The organism is Streptococcus sp. 2021WUSS126 (assembly GCF_044427255.1).
GTDB lineage: Bacteria > Bacillota > Bacilli > Lactobacillales > Streptococcaceae > Streptococcus > Streptococcus hashimotonensis.
Genome location: NZ_JAOTGI010000014.1, coordinates 13221 through 31011, shown reverse-complemented (window position 1 = coordinate 31011; position 17791 = coordinate 13221). Strand labels below are relative to the sequence as shown.

The 17791-nt window shown below is 43.8% G+C and carries 19 protein-coding genes; 1 reads left to right on the top strand and 18 read right to left on the bottom strand.

Annotated features, from left to right (window positions below; translation table 11 throughout):
- Positions 1–201 precede the first annotated feature (201 nt).
- The 17 genes from ODU39_RS06780 to ODU39_RS06700 form a co-directional block, all read right to left on the bottom strand.
- On the bottom strand, positions 202–930 hold the full coding sequence (locus tag ODU39_RS06780; RefSeq protein ID WP_398580136.1) for a MerR family transcriptional regulator: 729 nt from the start codon (positions 928–930) through the stop codon (positions 202–204).
- A 60-nt stretch (positions 931–990) separates the two neighbouring features.
- Positions 991–1431 carry a UPF0158 family protein gene (locus ODU39_RS06775; RefSeq protein ID WP_172032978.1) on the bottom strand — a complete coding sequence of 147 codons (441 nt, stop codon included), beginning with the start codon at positions 1429–1431 and terminating at the stop codon, positions 991–993.
- 3 nt (positions 1432–1434) lie between these two features.
- Entirely contained in the window at positions 1435–3087 is a 1653-nt protein-coding gene (locus tag ODU39_RS06770; RefSeq protein ID WP_398580135.1) for an SWIM zinc finger domain-containing protein, read from the bottom strand.
- Between the two features lie 98 nt (positions 3088–3185).
- Positions 3186–4274 carry a nucleotidyltransferase gene (locus ODU39_RS06765; RefSeq protein WP_398580134.1) on the bottom strand — a complete coding sequence of 363 codons (1089 nt, stop codon included), beginning with the start codon at positions 4272–4274 and terminating at the stop codon, positions 3186–3188.
- Positions 4271–5017 (bottom strand): class I SAM-dependent DNA methyltransferase, encoded by a 747-nt coding sequence (locus ODU39_RS06760; protein WP_398580133.1) that lies wholly within the window; start codon positions 5015–5017, stop codon positions 4271–4273. Before ODU39_RS06760 ends, ODU39_RS06765 begins: the two co-directional genes overlap by 4 nt.
- A 294-nt stretch (positions 5018–5311) precedes the next feature.
- The gene (gene rsfS / locus ODU39_RS06755) at positions 5312–5671 is read right to left on the bottom strand and encodes a ribosome silencing factor (protein ID WP_105257499.1); all 360 of its coding nucleotides are present in this window, start codon (positions 5669–5671) and stop codon (positions 5312–5314) included.
- Position 5672: 1 nt separating this feature from the next.
- Entirely contained in the window at positions 5673–6182 is a 510-nt protein-coding gene (locus ODU39_RS06750; RefSeq protein ID WP_105257500.1) for a cysteine hydrolase family protein, read from the bottom strand.
- Position 6183: 1 nt separating this feature from the next.
- Positions 6184–6771 (bottom strand): bis(5'-nucleosyl)-tetraphosphatase (symmetrical) YqeK, encoded by a 588-nt coding sequence (gene yqeK, locus ODU39_RS06745; protein WP_105257501.1) that lies wholly within the window; start codon positions 6769–6771, stop codon positions 6184–6186.
- Complete coding sequence (locus tag ODU39_RS06740; RefSeq protein WP_105257502.1) at positions 6768–7400, bottom strand: nicotinate-nucleotide adenylyltransferase; 633 nt, start codon at positions 7398–7400, stop codon at positions 6768–6770. The genes yqeK and ODU39_RS06740 overlap by 4 nt, the downstream gene beginning before the upstream one ends.
- Before the next feature lie 12 nt (positions 7401–7412).
- Entirely contained in the window at positions 7413–7724 is a 312-nt protein-coding gene (gene yhbY, locus ODU39_RS06735; RefSeq protein ID WP_024379048.1) for a ribosome assembly RNA-binding protein YhbY, read from the bottom strand.
- Positions 7725–8095: 371 nt separating this feature from the next.
- The gene (gene yqeH, locus ODU39_RS06730) at positions 8096–9202 is read right to left on the bottom strand and encodes a ribosome biogenesis GTPase YqeH (RefSeq protein WP_011922650.1); all 1107 of its coding nucleotides are present in this window, start codon (positions 9200–9202) and stop codon (positions 8096–8098) included.
- A complete protein-coding gene (locus tag ODU39_RS06725; RefSeq protein WP_105249352.1) occupies positions 9203–9730 on the bottom strand; it encodes a YqeG family HAD IIIA-type phosphatase in 528 nt (175 codons plus the stop codon).
- 103 nt (positions 9731–9833) lie between these two features.
- Positions 9834–10172, bottom strand: coding sequence for a hypothetical protein (locus ODU39_RS06720; protein WP_174853945.1), 339 nt, complete (start codon positions 10170–10172; stop codon positions 9834–9836).
- A gap of 206 nt (positions 10173–10378) precedes the next feature.
- A complete protein-coding gene (locus tag ODU39_RS06715) occupies positions 10379–11008 on the bottom strand; it encodes a copper homeostasis protein CutC (protein ID WP_398580132.1) in 630 nt (209 codons plus the stop codon).
- A gap of 48 nt (positions 11009–11056) precedes the next feature.
- Positions 11057–11965: a DMT family transporter gene (locus ODU39_RS06710; RefSeq protein WP_024384114.1), complete on the bottom strand. Its 909-nt coding sequence runs from the start codon at positions 11963–11965 to the stop codon at positions 11057–11059.
- Between the two features lie 454 nt (positions 11966–12419).
- A complete protein-coding gene (gene galT, locus ODU39_RS06705; RefSeq protein ID WP_398580131.1) occupies positions 12420–13901 on the bottom strand; it encodes a UDP-glucose--hexose-1-phosphate uridylyltransferase in 1482 nt (493 codons plus the stop codon).
- A 147-nt stretch (positions 13902–14048) separates the two neighbouring features.
- Positions 14049–15212, bottom strand: coding sequence for a galactokinase (locus ODU39_RS06700; protein WP_398580130.1), 1164 nt, complete (start codon positions 15210–15212; stop codon positions 14049–14051).
- A gap of 132 nt (positions 15213–15344) precedes the next feature.
- Between ODU39_RS06700 and ODU39_RS06695 the strand changes: the two genes are divergently transcribed.
- Entirely contained in the window at positions 15345–16343 is a 999-nt protein-coding gene (locus ODU39_RS06695) for a LacI family DNA-binding transcriptional regulator (protein WP_398580129.1), read from the top strand.
- 54 nt (positions 16344–16397) lie between these two features.
- Here the strand turns inward: ODU39_RS06695 and ODU39_RS06690 are convergent, their stop codons facing one another.
- Positions 16398–17747 (bottom strand): deoxyguanosinetriphosphate triphosphohydrolase family protein, encoded by a 1350-nt coding sequence (locus ODU39_RS06690; protein ID WP_053866837.1) that lies wholly within the window; start codon positions 17745–17747, stop codon positions 16398–16400.
- Positions 17748–17791: the final 44 nt, after the last annotated feature.

The following is a 17791-nucleotide window of genomic DNA, read 5'->3' as shown; positions in this document are numbered from 1 at the left end:
TTGTCAAGTATTTTTACTCAATCATAAAAAAATAATAATGTTTTATTTGTGCCGCCAAATCACACGTACATATATATAATCGTTTTGTTTTGCTTCTAATATTTTAAAATTTAGCAATGTACCTCCAAGTCATAATTAAATTGATATGTACATAGCCAAGATGAACATAAAAAAGCCTAGTTCTCACTAGACTTCTTTCGTTTATTCTTTGCAATAAATCGCAATAGCTTGACTGACAAATGCTGCTGTGCCTGGTCCACCTGCTCGGTCGATATTGGCTGAAAATCGCTCGTCCTCAACATACATAAGACCTAGATTTTGTAAGATTTCCTTGGTACAGGTGTAGAAATTTTCCGTGATATAGGCCTGCAAGTTGGCTACCTGAGCCTGCACATCTGGATGAACGGCTCCCAAGCTCTGCATTTTTCCAAAAACCTCAAAAATAGCCTGCATCTCTTGGGCAAACACCCGGTCTTTACTGGCATTGTAACCTTCTTCAAACTCGGAATAGGCCGAGGTCTGTCCCCAACGTTTCTTTGCCTCCGCCTTGTAGGCTTCTAGTTGACTGCTGTCAAATGCGTGAAAATCCATGGCTTCTCCTCCTTTTTCTGTGAGCAATCTGGCGTGATTGATGATGCGATCCAGCCGTTCCCTTTTGAGCTCTAAAAGGGTGATATGGTCCCGCAAGACCTGCTGACGATTGACTTCCGTCACGTCCAGAAGCTGCTGAATATCTTTGAGAGGAAAATCCAACTCACGAAATAAAAGAATTTCTTGCAGACGAGCCAAATCCTCCTGATTATAGTAGCGATAACCATTTTCAGCCACAAATGCTGGTTTGAGCAAACCAATCTGGTCATAGTGGTGCAAGGTCCTCACCGTCAATCCTGTCAACCGACTGACCTGCTTAACTGTCCAATTTTCGTTCATAGAAATCTCCTCTCTATGCCCAGTATAAGAGATAACGTAAGGTGAGAGTCAAGGGAAATACTACATTTTCTTCAACCGATTATCCACAATAGCAATCTTATTTTCCTGGCACCATTCCAGTACAAGTTCTTTGTAACATTGTGTCTCAAAGGCATACCAATCTTCCAAGCGGTCACATCTCTCTAGCTCACTCTTAAAACACCTAAAAGCACCGCGACCTCGAATAGCTCGAGACAGGCGGTCAGATAAGTCACCATCAGGCAAATGATAAACATAGCGCTCCATGAATGTGTAGGGATTGAAGTCATAATAGGTCGGCAGCCGTATAAACCGTCCCATCACATCCTCCTCAATCTCTTCTTTTAAACCATCATGGGCTTCAAGTCCCGTCTTCTCAACAGACAGGTAGACTAATGCATCTAGGTGACTATCATAATAATACCTGTCATCTTGACTCAGCATCTGCAATGCATCGACCACATCTTGAAACCAAACTGCCATATCCTACCACCTCACTGCATCTAATTCCTCTATCATGGCTTTGCGTCGCGGATACTGGACTTTCCACGAGGTGCGAAGGCTGGTACTCACCACTTTTCCATCAGGTAAACCTGCAATTTTTACTAAATACCCTGCTAACTGGCGATAGTGACTTCGACTACTAGCCACCTCCATCTGCTGACTGACAGCTTGGGCGTAGGAATCTCGTAATTGCTCAGGCAGTTTCTCTGATAAGTAGTCCTCGAACCGGTCCAAATTTTCTAAGAACCAATAACTTGCTGTAATGCGGTCCAATAATTCCTGCGGTCGGTCTGCCAATTGCAACAACTTCAACTGCTGTGACTGGAAACGACGATCCTCCAGCAAATCATCTAAATAGCTCTGCCATTCTTCCCTAGAAACATAGTCCCGCAACTCCTCTATCAGATCCAAATCAGTATCACCAGCTGAAAAAATCATCTCCAGCAGTTCTTCTCTCACCTTGTCATCCTGCCCCTGAGACCGGTAAATGTCCCGTAGCTGCTGGCTGTAATCCGACACCAGTCCTCTATACTGGGCATCCAAGCGCTTACTTTCCTGCAAGAGACGAACTGCCCGGTCTAGCTGCTGACTTGCTACAGCCTGGGTAATGGCCAGTTTACGAAGTCCAGCCACCTCCCAATGATTGGCCTGGAAGGTCAGCAAGTCTGCCTCACTAGAGCCCAACTGAACCAACAACCTGTAACAGAGCATGGCAAATCGATCACGACGGAACTTCCATGACCAAGAGGACTTATCTCCTTCTTCTATCGTCTGCAAGACCGCTTGAAAATAGGTCAATTTCTGCTCAAGGAAGGTTTCTTCTTGAAACTCCATTTCCACAAATTCCATGAGAAGATCCTCTGCAACCTCATAGCCACTTAGCTGTCCTAAGCACCAGTCCAGTAATTCTTGGACAATCTTATCCGGAGCTACAGTCAATAAATGCTGCCAGTAGCCAGCAAGGCTATAAAGTAGACTACCAGTCGTTCCATTGGAATCATCCAACTCTTGTTGGCAAATCTGATGATAGAAGGCATCTGATACAGCCAAGAAACTCTCATACTCACATCTATCTAGCAAGGGCTGGAGATACTGATGCATGGCCTTTTCCACGGCCCGTTCGTAATCCCTAGTCTGCCTATATTCGATATAGCCCATACGCCTGTCCTCAAAAGGCAAACCCAGGTCTCTGATTTCCTTTTTCACATTTTCCACTTGCTGTGAAGTTAACTGGGTCGAGAAACGCAGCTGAATTCGATTAACCAGTTCCCTATCTTCTTGAGCTAATTCAAGAACAAAAGCCCGTAGTTGCTCAACTGTCAATTTATCCAAGAGCTGGGCAAGTGACTGTCCCTTCCCCTCAACAGCTGGCTGACCCTCCAACTCAGAAATGGCAAACAAGACTGCAGCCATGTGCTTGCAGTGGTTCATCTCCTGAGCATGAGGACACTCACACCACATACTGACCAGCTGACCATGCTCCAAGTCAATCTCCACCTGATAAACTTGACTACCAGAGACAAGAGCATAGTAGCCCTCACCTACCTCTTCAAGCCCTTGAACAGCGTCATCCAAAAATAAATTGTAACCCCTATCTACAATGTGAGGCTTAAAATAGTCCATCCAATTTTTCATGACTTATTTCCTTTGATTTTTCTACTTAAATTATACAAAAAAAATAGGAAAGTTTTCAAGTCAACTACAAAAACTTCCTATTCTTTGATGAATTCATCTCACTCCACCCTCACCGGCACGCGCCCGTAGGTTTGCTCTGCTATTGCGTCAGCGCCCAGTTGATAGACTGCATCCGCCTGTTGGGTCAGCCTGTCCCAGGGCTCTTTGCCGATCCGCGTCACCAAGCCCACTCGCTCCTTGACGGTCTTGAGATAGGCCTGGCCTCGAGCCGAAAAGCCTAGGACATGGACTGCTTCTGGCAAGGGAGTTTCCACCGCATTGACCAATATGTAGGTCAGTACCCGCCGCACTCTCGCCTTGGTGTAGCGCTTGGTCGCAACAGCATCCACTAACTCCTCCACGGTCGCTACGCTCCCAATGGCAGAGCGGATACGACTGGCTAGTTCTTCGTTCACCTGAAAGACCTGACTGAGATCTCGGTGGGTCGCAATCTGATAGCGGAGCAGGGGAAAATACTGGTCCCAGCTCACCTTGGCCGCCTCTTCAAAAAGATTGGCAGATGGCAAAAAGCCACGCACCAAGTCCAGCTGGTCAACACCCTTTCGGATAGCCGTTGCCGAGGCGTAGGTCGTAGCAACTTCTTCCGAATGAAAACCAGCCCCCTGCCGCAGAACTGGACCGAGCTGAATACCTGTTCCAGCCACCGCCTTAGCGTAAGCTAGAGCCAGAATATGATTGGGCGTATCACCTGTGAAGGTCAGCCCAGCAAACTCCTGCCACATGGCCTGGGTCTTCTGCGGATAAGAGAGATTGTCTGGCAAGTTTTTTACAAAATTTTCCATCTCTTCCGACTTATCCACATAGATATCCGCAATTTTCTGGTAATCCAGCAGTTCTTCCGTACCGAAAACCAGTTTTTCCACACCTAGCCTGTGTAAAATGCTAATTGCTCCCTTAGCAAAATGGTCAGCCGACTGGACCGACACCAAAAAGGGCATCTCAACAACAAGATCTGCCCCGTGTTCCAAAGCCATCTGAGCCCGTGTCCACTTATCCACGATGGCTGGCTCACCCCGTTGCATAAAATTGCCAGACATAACCACGATTTTCAAGCCTTCCGCCTGGTCCAGCAGGTATTTATGTCCCGTGTGAAAGGGATTGTATTCTGCAATAATCCCTGAAATCATGCCTTGACCGCCTTGAAAAACCACCGCTGGCTAGTTTCTGTCGGAGCTTGATCTTCAAAGTCCGCAAAGACTTCCACAGATGTAAAACCAGCTTGTTTCAAACATTCCATATAGGTTTCAATCGGATAGGTCCGCTCTTCATGAACTTCATCCCGACGGATAAACCGCTCCTCTTGACTGTCCTCATCTTTGACAAAGAAGGTCAATTCGTGAACAATGGAATGCTCATGCTCCCCTTCATAGGTATCCCAGACAAAGGCAAAATCCTCGTAGTTTTCATGGTAGCTATAACCTGCAAACACTTCCTCCATTTGATAGATGGAGTGAACGTCAAAAAGGAAAGTACCACCTTGATTGAGAACAGAGTGAACTCCTTCAAAGACCCGCAAAACAGCTTCTTGGTCCGCCATATAGCACAGACTGTCCGAGTAACAGGTCACCGCATCGAAATCTCCAACACCTTTCAGAGCCAGCATATCCGCCTTGGCCAACTCTAACATGACACCGGCTGCTTCTGCTTTTTTCTGGGCCAATTCCAACATTTCATAGGACAGGTCAAGCCCTGTCACCTCATAACCCTTTTGAGCAAAACGCACAGCCTGAATCCCTGTTCCACAGGCCAATTCTAAAATTGTCTTGGTGCCTTGTGGCAAGTTCCGCAAGCTAAAATCTGTCCATTTATCATACAAGCTGTCATCCATGATTTCATCATAGACCGCCGCAAAGGTTTCATAAGTTGCCATACTTCTTCCTTTCGTAAAAAGGGAGCAGGAAAGAACTCTTGGATTCAAAAGAGTTCGTATTCCTGCCCCCGCACAGTTGATTAGGTCAGATTTGGAGTGGGAAGCACGAACAAAGCTGCCAATCAACCACTGCGCTGAGATGTTGACTCAAGTTTCGAATAGTGCACCCAAATCAAAATCTGTTTTCATATTTATTCAAGAAGTCTATCACTTCTAATCACATAATAGTGAACTCATTTTGGTCACTTTCGAGTTTTAGGGTGACCAGCTGAAACAGTTCCCCGAACTGTTTCACTACTCCTCTTCTAAAAGTTCTGCAACTTCCAGGAAGCCACCTTCGTGCCATAATTTTTCAAGGTTGTAGAGGTCACGCATTTCTTCTGAGAAGATATGAACGACTACGCCTCCAAGGTCCAAAAGGACCCAGCCACCGTTACTATCGCCTTCTATACGGCTACCCTTGATCCCAACTTCCGCTACCTTTTCACGGATGTTTTCCGCAATAGCCTCCAACTGGCGACTGTTCATGGAACTGGCAATCACAAAGTAGTCTGTCAGGCTAGTCACGCCTTGAACATCAATTACAACAAGGTCCTCAGCTCGCTTATCATCAGCAGCCTGGACCACAACTTTTACTAAATCTAGTTCTTTCATCTTATCCTCTAATTATATTTTCTAATTTATCCACCTGGGCAAAACTCCATGACCAGATGTTTTGGTAGTGGTCAATCAAGTCCTTGGCATCCAATTTTCCTGAATAACCTGTCGTCGTTCCGTCCTGAATCACAGCTACCTTGTAGCCTAGTTCAAAGGCTACTTTAATCGTCGTGTCAATGCAAAAATTGGTCGCCATGCCCATGATGATGAGCTGCTCAATTCCCTTTTCCTGCAAATAAGCATGAAGCCCTGTTTCCTTGAAGGCGCTATTGAAGGTCTTATCGAAAATCTTCTCACTAGCTAAGGGTGCAACAGTTGAGTGAATCTCCCAGTCAGCAGTCCCCTTGATCAATTCCTGGTCATGATGGCGGACATGGATGACCTCTAGCCCCACTTGACGGGCTTGAGCAAGGCTATCTTGCCAGAGCCGAAGCCGATTTTCAATCCCATAGGGCTTGCCTTCCACAGGCAAATGCTGAATGTCAATGACTAATAGTGCTGACTTCATCTTACCTTCCTAACTCTCCGACATAAGCATTATAGGTTTCCAAGGTTTGTGGATAAATGGGAACACCCTTCTTGGCCAAGTAGGAAATGGTTTGGGCAGTTTCAAAGGCTACCGCCTTGTTCAAGGACTCTTTTGCAATCCGTCGTGCCTCGTCCACCCCAGGAAAATCCCGATTGGGTTCAATGTAGTCCGCCACATAAAGCACCTTGTCCAGCAAGGTCATCTGCCCAGCACCAATGGTGTGTCGTTGAATGGCTTGGAAAATTTCCTCATCTTCCAAGCCAAAATCTTCTGCGATTTTATAGGCGCCAACCACACCGTGCCAGATGTTATTATCCCAGTTAAGCAGGTCCTTGTCCAAATCATACTTGGCAATCAAATCCAGAAAGACTTGGTCTGCCACTTCCTTGGCATAATCATGCAAAAGTGCTGCCAGACTGGCTTTTTTCGGATCACAGCCGTATTGGTCTGCCAAGGCAAGCGCCGCCTGCTCCACACCCAAGACATGTTGGAAGCGCGCTGGCTTCATGGCTACACGGATTTTTTCCAAAAGAGCCTGACGGTCAAATGTCAAATCTGCTGCAATCATTGGTACAGTCCCTTTTCTTCGATATAGTCCAGAACTTCATGAGGCACCATAAAATTCGGCACCCGTCCTTGCTTGATAAAGCTCCGTACCATGCTGGAGGAAATGTCCATCAAGGGCACATCTACCCAGATAACAGGATAGGAAGTCCCTGCCTTGTAACGAGGACGCTGGACACCAACAAACTGCACCATCTTGACCAATTCATCAATCCTATGCCATTTTGGAAGGTAGTCTACCATATCTGCACCGATGATAAAATAATAATCCGTATCAGGATTTTTTTCCTTCAGCAATTTCATGGTGTCGTAGGTATAGCTGATACCACGGCGTTCCAGTTCAATGGTTTCAATCCCCAAGCCCTCAATACCTGCAATAGCCATCTTGAGCATGGAATAGCGATGGTATTCATCAATGGTTTCTTTCTTATCCACATGGGGCGGAATGAATTCTGGCATGAGCAAGACCTCATCCAACTTCAACTGTTGACGGACCTGGTCTGCCACAATCAAATGAGCATTGTGGACAGGGTTGAAATTCCCTCCCAGAATCCCCACTTGTTTGCGATTGGTTTCTTTCTTTTCAACCTCTAATTCAACCTTGGTAAAGGGTGTTAAGAGTTCAATAGCCATAGGCTCTCCTTCTTAGATTTCTTTGACCTGTTTGGAAATTTTACGGTTCTCTTTCTTGCTAGATTGTTTGAATAAAATCAAAATGCGACCGATTTTTTGAACCGTATCCACACCGATTTCTTCTTCCAAGATTTCAGCTACTTCGTGGATGTTTTCATCCGTATTTTGTAGCAAAGTCACCTTGATCAATTCACGCGCATCCAGCGCCTGACGAACACTGGTTTTAATCTGGTCATTGAGACCATTTTTCCCAATCTGAATGATAGGTTTGAGACTGTGTGCCTGACTGTTCAAAAAGGCACGTTGTTTTGAAGTTAGCATAATTTATTATACAAAGGGCATTGTAACAGACTGGGAGACTGTTACAATCGGGAAATAAAGAAAACAAAGTTTTTCCCTATTGCGCCGATATACTTAGCCCGTGTTCAAATCAGAAGACTTGAACTTCCTTTCTCTTTAATTGTAAAAACTGAAATCAAATACCTCTTATACTCAATGAAAATTAAAATCAGACTAGCTTCAAAGGTTCGGGGAACCTTTGAAGGTTGGAAATAGAGCGAACGAAGTTCGTCTCTCCAAGAGCAGATTAAACCCTACTACTTTCACGTTTTCAGGTAGCAGGCTGTAAAGCTCCACTGGAGCTTTACACTCATCAAATCAAGTCAACAACGTCTGCTTTTAATTTTCGAAGAGTATTAGATAATCGCCTTGCGGATTACCACATCCACACCCTTAGGCGCCCAGGCAGCAATCTTAGCCTTTTCATTGACACGAATCCAACCAAGACCTGAGAAGACCACATCCGTCTTTTCGTTGATGGTAAATTCATGACGAACCAATTCAGGAAATTCTTTCAATTCCTTGCTAGTTGGTGGCACTAAAAGTGAGCCCGCATGTTTCTGGTAAAATTCACTAGCTCCTTGCAACTTGGTGCGGTGGAGTTGGAGCTCATTGTCAAAGAAGGCTGTAAAACCTTGGCGTTCACCAGCCACAAAGTCAAATCGTCCCAGACCAGCCAAGAACAAGGTTTGTTCTGGATTGAGCTGGTAGGTCTTTGGCTTGATTTCTTTCCGGGGGCTGATGTACTTAAGGTTTTTAGCCGTCAAATAATGGGCCATCTGGTGACGATGGATAATTCCTGGCGTGTCATAGATGTATGAACCATCATCCAAAGGAATTTCAATCTTATCCAGCGTCGTTCCAGGGAAACGTGAAGTCGTAATGACATCCTTGTCCCCTGTGATTTCTTGGATAATAGCATTGATCAAGGTTGATTTGCCAACGTTGGTCACGCCGACCACATAGACATCCCGTCCCTTGCGGTGTTGTTCAATCTTTTCAATCAAATCCTTGATAGCCTGCTTGTTTTGAGCAGAAGTCAAGACCACATCAACTGGTCGCATGCCGATTTCATGCGCCCGCTCGGTCAACCACTGAGTGACCTTGCCTGTCTTGACAGACTTGGGTAAAATGTCCTGCTTGTTGCCGACCAAAAGTACATCATTGCCTGAAATAAAGCGAGGCAAACCTGGAATGACTGAACCATTGAAATCAAAAATATCAATGACATTGACCACCAAGGCATCGCTTTCTCCTACGCTATGGAGGAGTTTCAAGAAATCGTCATCCGAGATATTGACATCTGAAATCTCATTGTAATGGCGCAAACGGAAACAACGCTGGCAGTAGAGTTGCCCTGTTTCCAGGCCTTTTTCTAGGGCTGATTGAGGTGTAAAACCAGCGACTGCCTTGTCTAGCGTCTGAATCTGGGCACCACAGCCGATACAAAATAATTCTTCCACTTACATCTCCCTCTTGTAGTCTATCGCTCCATATTTAGCGATGATTTTTTTCATGGTCCGTCGCTCACGCCAACGGTTAATCTGCGTATTGATAGAGTCCGTCTTTAGCAAGGGTTTGACCAAGACAGACTTGAGACCAGCTCGCTTAGCAGCCCGAATGTCCGTCATCAGCTGATCGCCAATCATGACCACTTCATGTGGCTGGACATCATAGCGTTTCAGGGCACGGTTAATCCCAAAGGTGAAAGGCTTGAGAGCAAAGGCTTCAAATTCAATCCCAAATTTTTCAACCGCCCGTTTGACACGTTCGTATTTATTGTTTGAAACCACCACAACAGGAATGCCTGCGTCCTGCAAATCATGTAACCACTGGCGCATCTCTGGCGTACCATCGGGATTGTTCCAAGCAATCAAGGTATTATCCAAGTCAACAAACACTACTTTTATGCCATGTTTTTTCAAGCTTTCGACGGTCACGTCATAAGCCTTTTCCAAGGCAAAATCCGGCATGTAATTTTCTAAACTCACTGTCGTCTCCAAAGTTTTTTATCAGATAATTATACCATTTTTCCCAAAAAATTGCGAACAGAGAACCAAAAGGAAACCACCCGGTAACACCGAGTGTCTATTCTTACTCCTGTTTATACTCTTCCAAAATCCAATCCATACCCAAAATCGTCGCTGCATGGCCATAATCTGCATGACTATCGTCAAAGAGGCGCCATATCAGAGCACGATAGGTTAATTTTTTAGCATCATAGAGACTGTAACGCTGTCTGTACTCTGAAAATGATTGACAGTCCTTACCCTTGGGTTCAACTCCTTTGGTTTTAGCAATGGCAATCAAGCTATCATAATTATGATAACGCAAAGTACTATTCAAGGATTGGGCTAAACGAACAGCATAGTCCAAAGCAAAATCACTCATCTCCACTGCTACAGTTCTCAATTCTTTACGTAGGGGATTCAATAGAGACGCAGCAGCTTCTAGTCTGTATACCGGACTTTAACAAACAAAAATGAAAACAGCCGAACGTATCGACTGCTTCCGTGGAGATTATATGAAAAAGAATAAATATATTGTATCTTCCAATGCTTAAACAAACCTTAACTTCTAAACATTTCTGAATAAACTTCGATTATTATTCTGTAATTTATTTCAAATTCAAAGCTACCTTACCAAAATAATCTCGTTCCATGTACTTGATTGATTGGTAATGCTTCTAATAACGTTGGCACATTTTCCACAGTCAATCCACCGCCAACAAGAACTTCAATTTTTCCATCCGCATAGGCTTGAATGTCTCGTAACCAATCGATATTCTGCAAAGCTGAACCTGTCAGACTTCCACGCGTCAAAATCCGTGTCACTCCATGTTCTGCCAGCCAATCAAGAGCCTCAAATTGGCGTTCGCGAGGAATTTGGTCAAAAGCCATGTGAAAGACAATCTGACAGTCCTGCGAAACAGCAAACAGTCTTTCCAAGGCTGCTTCGTCCAACCAATTTTCCTCGGTTAACAAACCATAAACCAGACCATCTGAACCTAGTTCAATCGCTACTTTACAATCTTCAACCATCATTTCCACCTCAGCTTCATCGTAGCAAAAATCTCCACCTCGAGGGCGAATCATGGTCATGACTGTGGCTTCATTCTCATGAGCCAGTTGACAAACATGTTTGATCACTCCATAACTCGGCGTCGTCCCTCCGACTACCAAATTATCACAGAGCTCAATCCGTTTAGCTCCTAGGGATAGGGCCTTCATCACACCTACATGATTTTCGGAACAAAATTCTTTAATCATCTTTATTCCTTTCAAGTTTTTTCTTTAGTATAACAAAAAAAGAGTATATTAACCAATACTCTTTTGGGCAACCAATATATCTTTTAAAGAAATAAGTAAAACAGCAAGTAAAATCAACAACATTCCAACAAAATCAATTGCATAAAATTGCTCATTGACCAACCATACTGCAAAAAAGACAGATGCAATCGGCTCAATCGAGGCCAAAAGACTACCATTGACAGGACCAACCATACTGACGCCTTTAAGAAAGGCAGTATAGGCAAAAATCGTCCCGACTCCGACAATACCTAGCAGCCCCAGGAAACTTCCACCATCAATAGGAAGATGATGCTGCCAAGTTTGCAAACCAAGCGTGACTACAAAACCACCCATTAACATCCCTAAACCAATTACCGTTATACTGCCGTATTGACGGATCAATTTACCTGGCAAAATAATATATAGCGCATAAGTAAAGGCTGAGAAGATTCCCCAGAACAAACCGATTGGAGTCACTGCCAATTCATCTAATTTGCCATGAGTCGCAATCAGAAAAGTTCCTGCTACGGCTAAGATAATTGAAATCAACTCAATCCCTGATGGTTTTTCCCTATTTTTCAAACAGGTATAAGCCAAGACTAAGATAGGGCAAAGGTATTGTAAAACCGTAGCCGTTCCCGCATTGGTATGATAGATGGCTTGTAAATAAGCCATCTGGTTAAGAACCAGACCCAACATCGCAAAAACAAAAATTCCCAACAAGGCTTTTCTATTTTTCAATACTATCAACAGCTGTTCTTTCGCTGTAGCATAAGCCAGGCCAACGAGAAAGAATCCCGATACCAACAAACGCAGGGAGGTAATCATATCTACTGAAACACCACGTGACATCAAGTACTGCCCACTCACTCCAGACAAGCCCCAGGCTATACCTGCTATTAATGTAATCAGTGTCCCCAATCTCTTTTCCGCCATCATATCTCCTTCTCACACTGTGAATACTTCCATTATACCAAAAGAGTGGGAAGGGAGGCAAAAAGACAGGTCCAACCTCACTAAGTTTGCGTCAACATCTCAGCGCAGTGGTTGATTGGCTTTAACAGTCTGGGAAACTGTTAAAGGTTGGAAATGGGATTTGCAGAGCAAATCTCAGCAATTCGCGTTTCACACTCCAAATCTGACCTCTACGACTGATACGAACAAAGTTCGCTTCATTTCCAACCTCAAAAGGTTCACTGAACGATTTTGAAACGAACCTTGTTCGCTCTATTTCCAACTTCCAACTGTCCCCCAGACAGTTTTGTAGCGAACTCTGTTCGCCCTATCTCCAGTCTCCAAAGATTCCTCGAACCTTTGGAGCTATGCGGGGGTGGGAAGACGAACTCTTTAGATTGGTCGAGTTCTGTCCCACTCCCACTCTTTCTTGCAATTATGTTGCTAAACCTACAAATTCTACGAATCGTAGAAAGGCTGCCTGTCCTTCTGGAGTTCGTTTGTAGACCCCTGCATCTTCCAATACACGCGCGAAAATTTGTCCCACTGATTCACGAACAACTTGTTCGACGGTTTCTTCCGTCACATCTGGATGAGCTGTTTTCAGGCTTTCCGCCCAAGACTGATGATAGTCAGCTACCTGACTAGCTTGACCCAGTAAGAATTTTTCTACTTCAGCCAATTCTGCCTTTAAACGTGGGGGTAAAATCGCCAAGCCCATTACCTCAATCAAGCCAATATTTTCTTTCTTGATATGTTGCACATCTGGATGTGGATGATAGATGCCATCTGGAAATTCTTCCGAAGTTTGATTGTCGCGGAGAACCAAATCCAGCTCGTACAAATCTCCTCGTTTCCGAGCAATCGGGGTGATGGTATGATGGGGAGTTCCATCCGTCTCAGCCTTAATCTGAACGCTATCATCTGAGTAGCTCCGCCATTTTTCCAAAATCTTAGTCGCTAAACCAAGAAGCGATGGCTTATCTGCTGAACTCAAGCGAATCACCGACATGGGCCACTTGACAATCCCTGCCGAAACGGACTCAAAGCCGTCGAAGACCAGCTGGCGCTCAATCGGTGCCTTTTCCATGGCAAAACTGTGCCGCCCACCCTGATAGTGATTGTGAGTCAAGATGGAGCCACCCGAGATTGGTAGGTCGGAGTTGGAACCGACAAAATAATTTGGAAAGATGTCCAGCAAGTCCAAGAGCTGCTCAAATGTTCGCGGACTAATAACCATCGGCACATGTTCCTGATTTAGGAAAATAGCATGTTCATTGTAGTAAGCATAAGGCGAATACTGGAAGCCCCACTGCTCCTGTCCTAAATCCAAGCGAATAATACGGTGGTTGGCGCGTGCTGGATGGTTAATCCGACCCTGATAGCCCTCATTTTCCATACAGAGTAGACATTTGGGATAATTGCTTGCTTCAGCTTTCGTAGCAGCTGCAATAGACTTGGGATCCTTCTCAGGTTTGGACAGATTGATTGTGATTTCCAAATTCCCATACTCTGTCGAAACTGGATAATAGATATTTTTCGCAATCGCAGCCATCTTGATATAGTCATTGCGCTTGCTCAATTCATAGAAGTCGCCAATCGCTTGCTCTGGACTGTCCTGATAGGTCTGCCAAAAATCACGATTGACCTGACTCGGACTCGGTGTCATCAAATCCATCAAACAAGACCCAACCATGTCCTGCTCTTCCAGCAATTCACCCACAAAACCAGTTCGAACTCCATGAGCCAATAGTTCATCTTTTAATTCAATCAAGTCCTCTAACTCTGTTTGAACAGTCAGAACCTGGTCTCCCACCAAAGCCAAGACCCGATTGCGCAGGTAAAGAGCATCCATTTCTTCAAAACCACTGTTGGCAATGACCTGCTCAACAAAACGATCCACCAATCCTGTCATCATTTCTCCAATCTATTATTAAAAATAGTCTTTCAGTTTGAGAAGAAGCTAGGAAACAAGCCAATACCACTTCTCAACGTTCGTCGCATCCAGTCGATAAACTTACATATAAGTCACTTCTGTCAACCTAACAAAAGACAAAATGAAAGACTACAAGACGCGAGAGCCACTAGCAATCTCCGCTACATAAAAGCTTGGTTCATATCCAACCACTTCAGTATAGGTCTTACCAACATTTTCAGTAAAGGCATCAACCTTATCCTTATGGACAATGGCAATACCACAGCCACCGAAACCAGCTCCCGTCATCCGAGCACCAAGGACGCCTTCTTGCTCCCAAGCTGTATGAGCCAAGGTATCCAATTCCAAACCTGTCACTTCATAATCATGCTCCAAAGAAACATGAGAAGCATTGACCAAACGACCAAAGGTTGCCAAATCTCCTTCTTCCAAGGCCTTACGAGCCTGCAAGGTCCGTTGATTTTCCAAAACAGCATGGCGGGCACGCTTGATACGGTTTTCATCCTTAATCAAATAACTATATTGATCAAAGGTCCACTCATCCAATTCTCCCAGAGTTTGAATATTCAAGACTACATTCAATTCTTCCACTGCTTTTTCACATTCCGCACGACGCTCATTGTACTTAGAATCTGCCAATTCACGACGTTTGTTGGTGTTCATGATGACAATCACATGGTCACCCAAGTCAAGGGGCACCAATTCATACTCCAAGCTATTGGTATCAAGGTAAATCGCCCGATTATCCGCTCCCATACCGATAGCAAACTGGTCCATGATACCAGAATTGACACCGATAAAGTGATTTTCCGTTTGTTTCCCAATTTTCACCAAATCAAGGCGAGTCAATTCTAGACCATACAATTCTTCTGCGATGATTCCAATCAAGAGTTCTAGAGAAGCTGACGATGACAAGCCTGAACCATTTGGAATGTTACCGTAAACAAAGACTTCCATACCTGTATCAATGCTATGTCCTGCTTCTTGCAAGAACTTAAGAACACCTTTGGCATAGTTGGTCCAGTTGTCCGCCTTATCAAAGACCAGATTATTCAAATCCACTTCAATAATTCTAAGTTCTTCAAAGTTTGCGGAATAAAAACGTAGAACCTGGTCATCACGTTTGCGAGCAGCACCGTAGGTCCCCAAGGTAATGGCCGCAGGAAAAACATGTCCACCATTGTAGTCCGTGTGCTCACCAATCAAGTTAATCCGACCCGGTGAGAAAAAAGTTGCATCTGCCTCTTGACCAAACACATCGAGAAAGGCTTGCTTGAGTTGTTCTTTATTCATAAGAACCTCCTAGATTTTGTAATCGTTTTCTTTTATTGTACAACTCAACAATTTAAAAGTCAATATTTTTACTAAATTTTTACTAATTTTGTTTTTTATGCTATACTAGAGACAAATAAACAGGAGAAAAACATGGTCACTATCAAAGAAATCGCCGAAAAAGCTCAACTATCCTCTGCCACCATTTCCCGCGTTCTCAAGGGAGACCTGACCCTATCCGTCAGCCCAGAAACCCGCGACCGCATTTTCAACTTGGCACAGGACCTGGGCTACACCAAACACCTCAAAAAACAAGCACCCCAACAAAAAGGCACCATCGGCATTGTCCAATGGTACACCGAAAGCGAGGAGCTGTCTGACCTCTACTACTATTCCATCCGTGCCAGCATCGAGCAGACCGCCAGCCTTCTCGGCTATCAAATCATCCGCTCCTTCAACGACTTGACCAATCCCCTCCTTCAAGGATTGGACGGCATCATCGCAGTTGGTAAATTTTCTTCTGGGCAAATAGCAGAGCTGACCAACTTGTCTTCCAAGCTAATCTTTGTAGATTCTGATACACTGACCGAGGGATTCTCCTGCGTCACAACTGACTTTGAACACTCTGTTCAGACAGTTATCGACCACTTCCGTTCACAAGGTCTGACTGATATTGGCCTCCTAGTCGGACAGGAAGAAACCACAGACGGACACCAACTGCCAACAGACCCCCGCCTAACTGCCTTTCGGACCTATCTAGAATCCTTGGGCATGCTCCAAGAAGACTACATCTACCAAGGAAAGTTCTCCACCCAGTCGGGCTATGAGCTGATGAGCCAGGCTATTGCCGACCTGGGTGACCAGCTGCCCCCAGCCTTCTTCATGGCAAACGACACTCTGGCTGTCGGTGCCCTTAGAGCCCTTCAAGAGCACCAAATCGCCGTGCCAGAATGGGTCCAACTCATCACCTTTAACGATACAGCCATCACGCGCCAAGTCTACCCAGCCCTGTCTTCAATCAGTGTCTTCACCGAAGAAATGGGACAGGAAGCCATGCAGCTGCTGGACCGTGTCATTGTGAGTCCGCAGCCCCACCACCCCCGCAAAATCAAGCTGGGTACCCAGCTGATTATACGGGAAAGTTCTTATTAATAGCCGAAAAAACCGAGAATTCAATATGAACTCTCGGTTTTCTTAAACATATTGCTATTTATGTAAGAAATTTTGTGCTAAACACTCTATTAGCTTTTTACCAGTTCCTTTCTTGAATATAGCTGCATCATATTTCTCTAAGAACGGATCTGTACCAAAATGTTTTATATACATCTCAATTGCGTAAGTGTCCATCATGCCAGAAATATAATCTAGTACTTTTCTTTTCTTGTCACTTTGGGTATCGTCTTTTTCAAATCGATATTCGATTGGCATCAAAAAACTCTTCCGATTATATTCTTCGTTCATGAATAAATCAAATAAACTAGTCAACACTTTCGTCCCAACATTTTCATATAAAATAATATCATCAGAATTTGTTACGCCTTCGAAAATTGTTTTCTTCAATGCACCAGCAAGTTTTTTATAATGACCGAGCCCTAGTTCTTGATCCTGATCAGTTCCTAATTTTTTCTTGTCTTTTTCATTAAGTTCTACAATATCTATATCCTCAATGAATTTATTCACAATAATGGAAAGCAATTCTCGTCTAAAATAAAAATCATAGTCATCATTGGATTTACTTCTATCGGCTTTATTTTTTGCCTCTTCAATCCATTTCTTAAAATCCTCTAATGTTTGCTCTTCTCCCAATTTCTGTTCCAACAAAAATACAAATTGATCAATGGTGAAGTAGTTACTCGCCAATGCATCTTCCAAGTCATGTGCACAATAAGCAATTTCATCTGCCAAATCAACAATTTGAACATCAATTGTTCTCACAAACACATCCATTTCTTTAAATCTCTTTTTAAATTCCTCATAATCTTCTTTGTATATGAACTTCTCAGTCTTTCGTGATTTTCTATATGGAACATAATATTTTAGAATTGAAGCTAGGGTTCTATATGTTAAGTTTAAGCCTTTATGATCTGGAGACTTTTTTTCAATATTTTTTAATACCCGTAACCCTTGTGCATTTCCTTCAAAACCAATATCCTTTGCCAAATCATTTAAAATTCTTTCTCCATGATGACCAAATGGGGGATTGCCAATGTCGTGTACAAGTGCACCAGTTTCAACAACGACAGACATCGAATTGAAATCTATATCAATATTATTAGACGTATTTTTTTTCAAATAATCAACAATTCCCCTTGCAATCTGTGCCACTTCAAAACTATGTGTCAGCCTATTCCTGTGAAAAGCTCTACCATTAACAGCAAACAGTTGCATTTTCCCTTGTTGCCGTCTAAAGGAGTTAGAATAGATTACCCTAGAATAATCTCTAGAAAATTCATCTCTTGATCTTTCCTTGTCTGACTCAGTTTCTTTATCACGTTTCTTTAATTTTTTGACATTCTCCTCGTGTCTTAGTAAAAAATTGTCGAATTGTTTTGACATATCTATTATTCTCCCTCATACCTTTATACCATGATGATAATAAT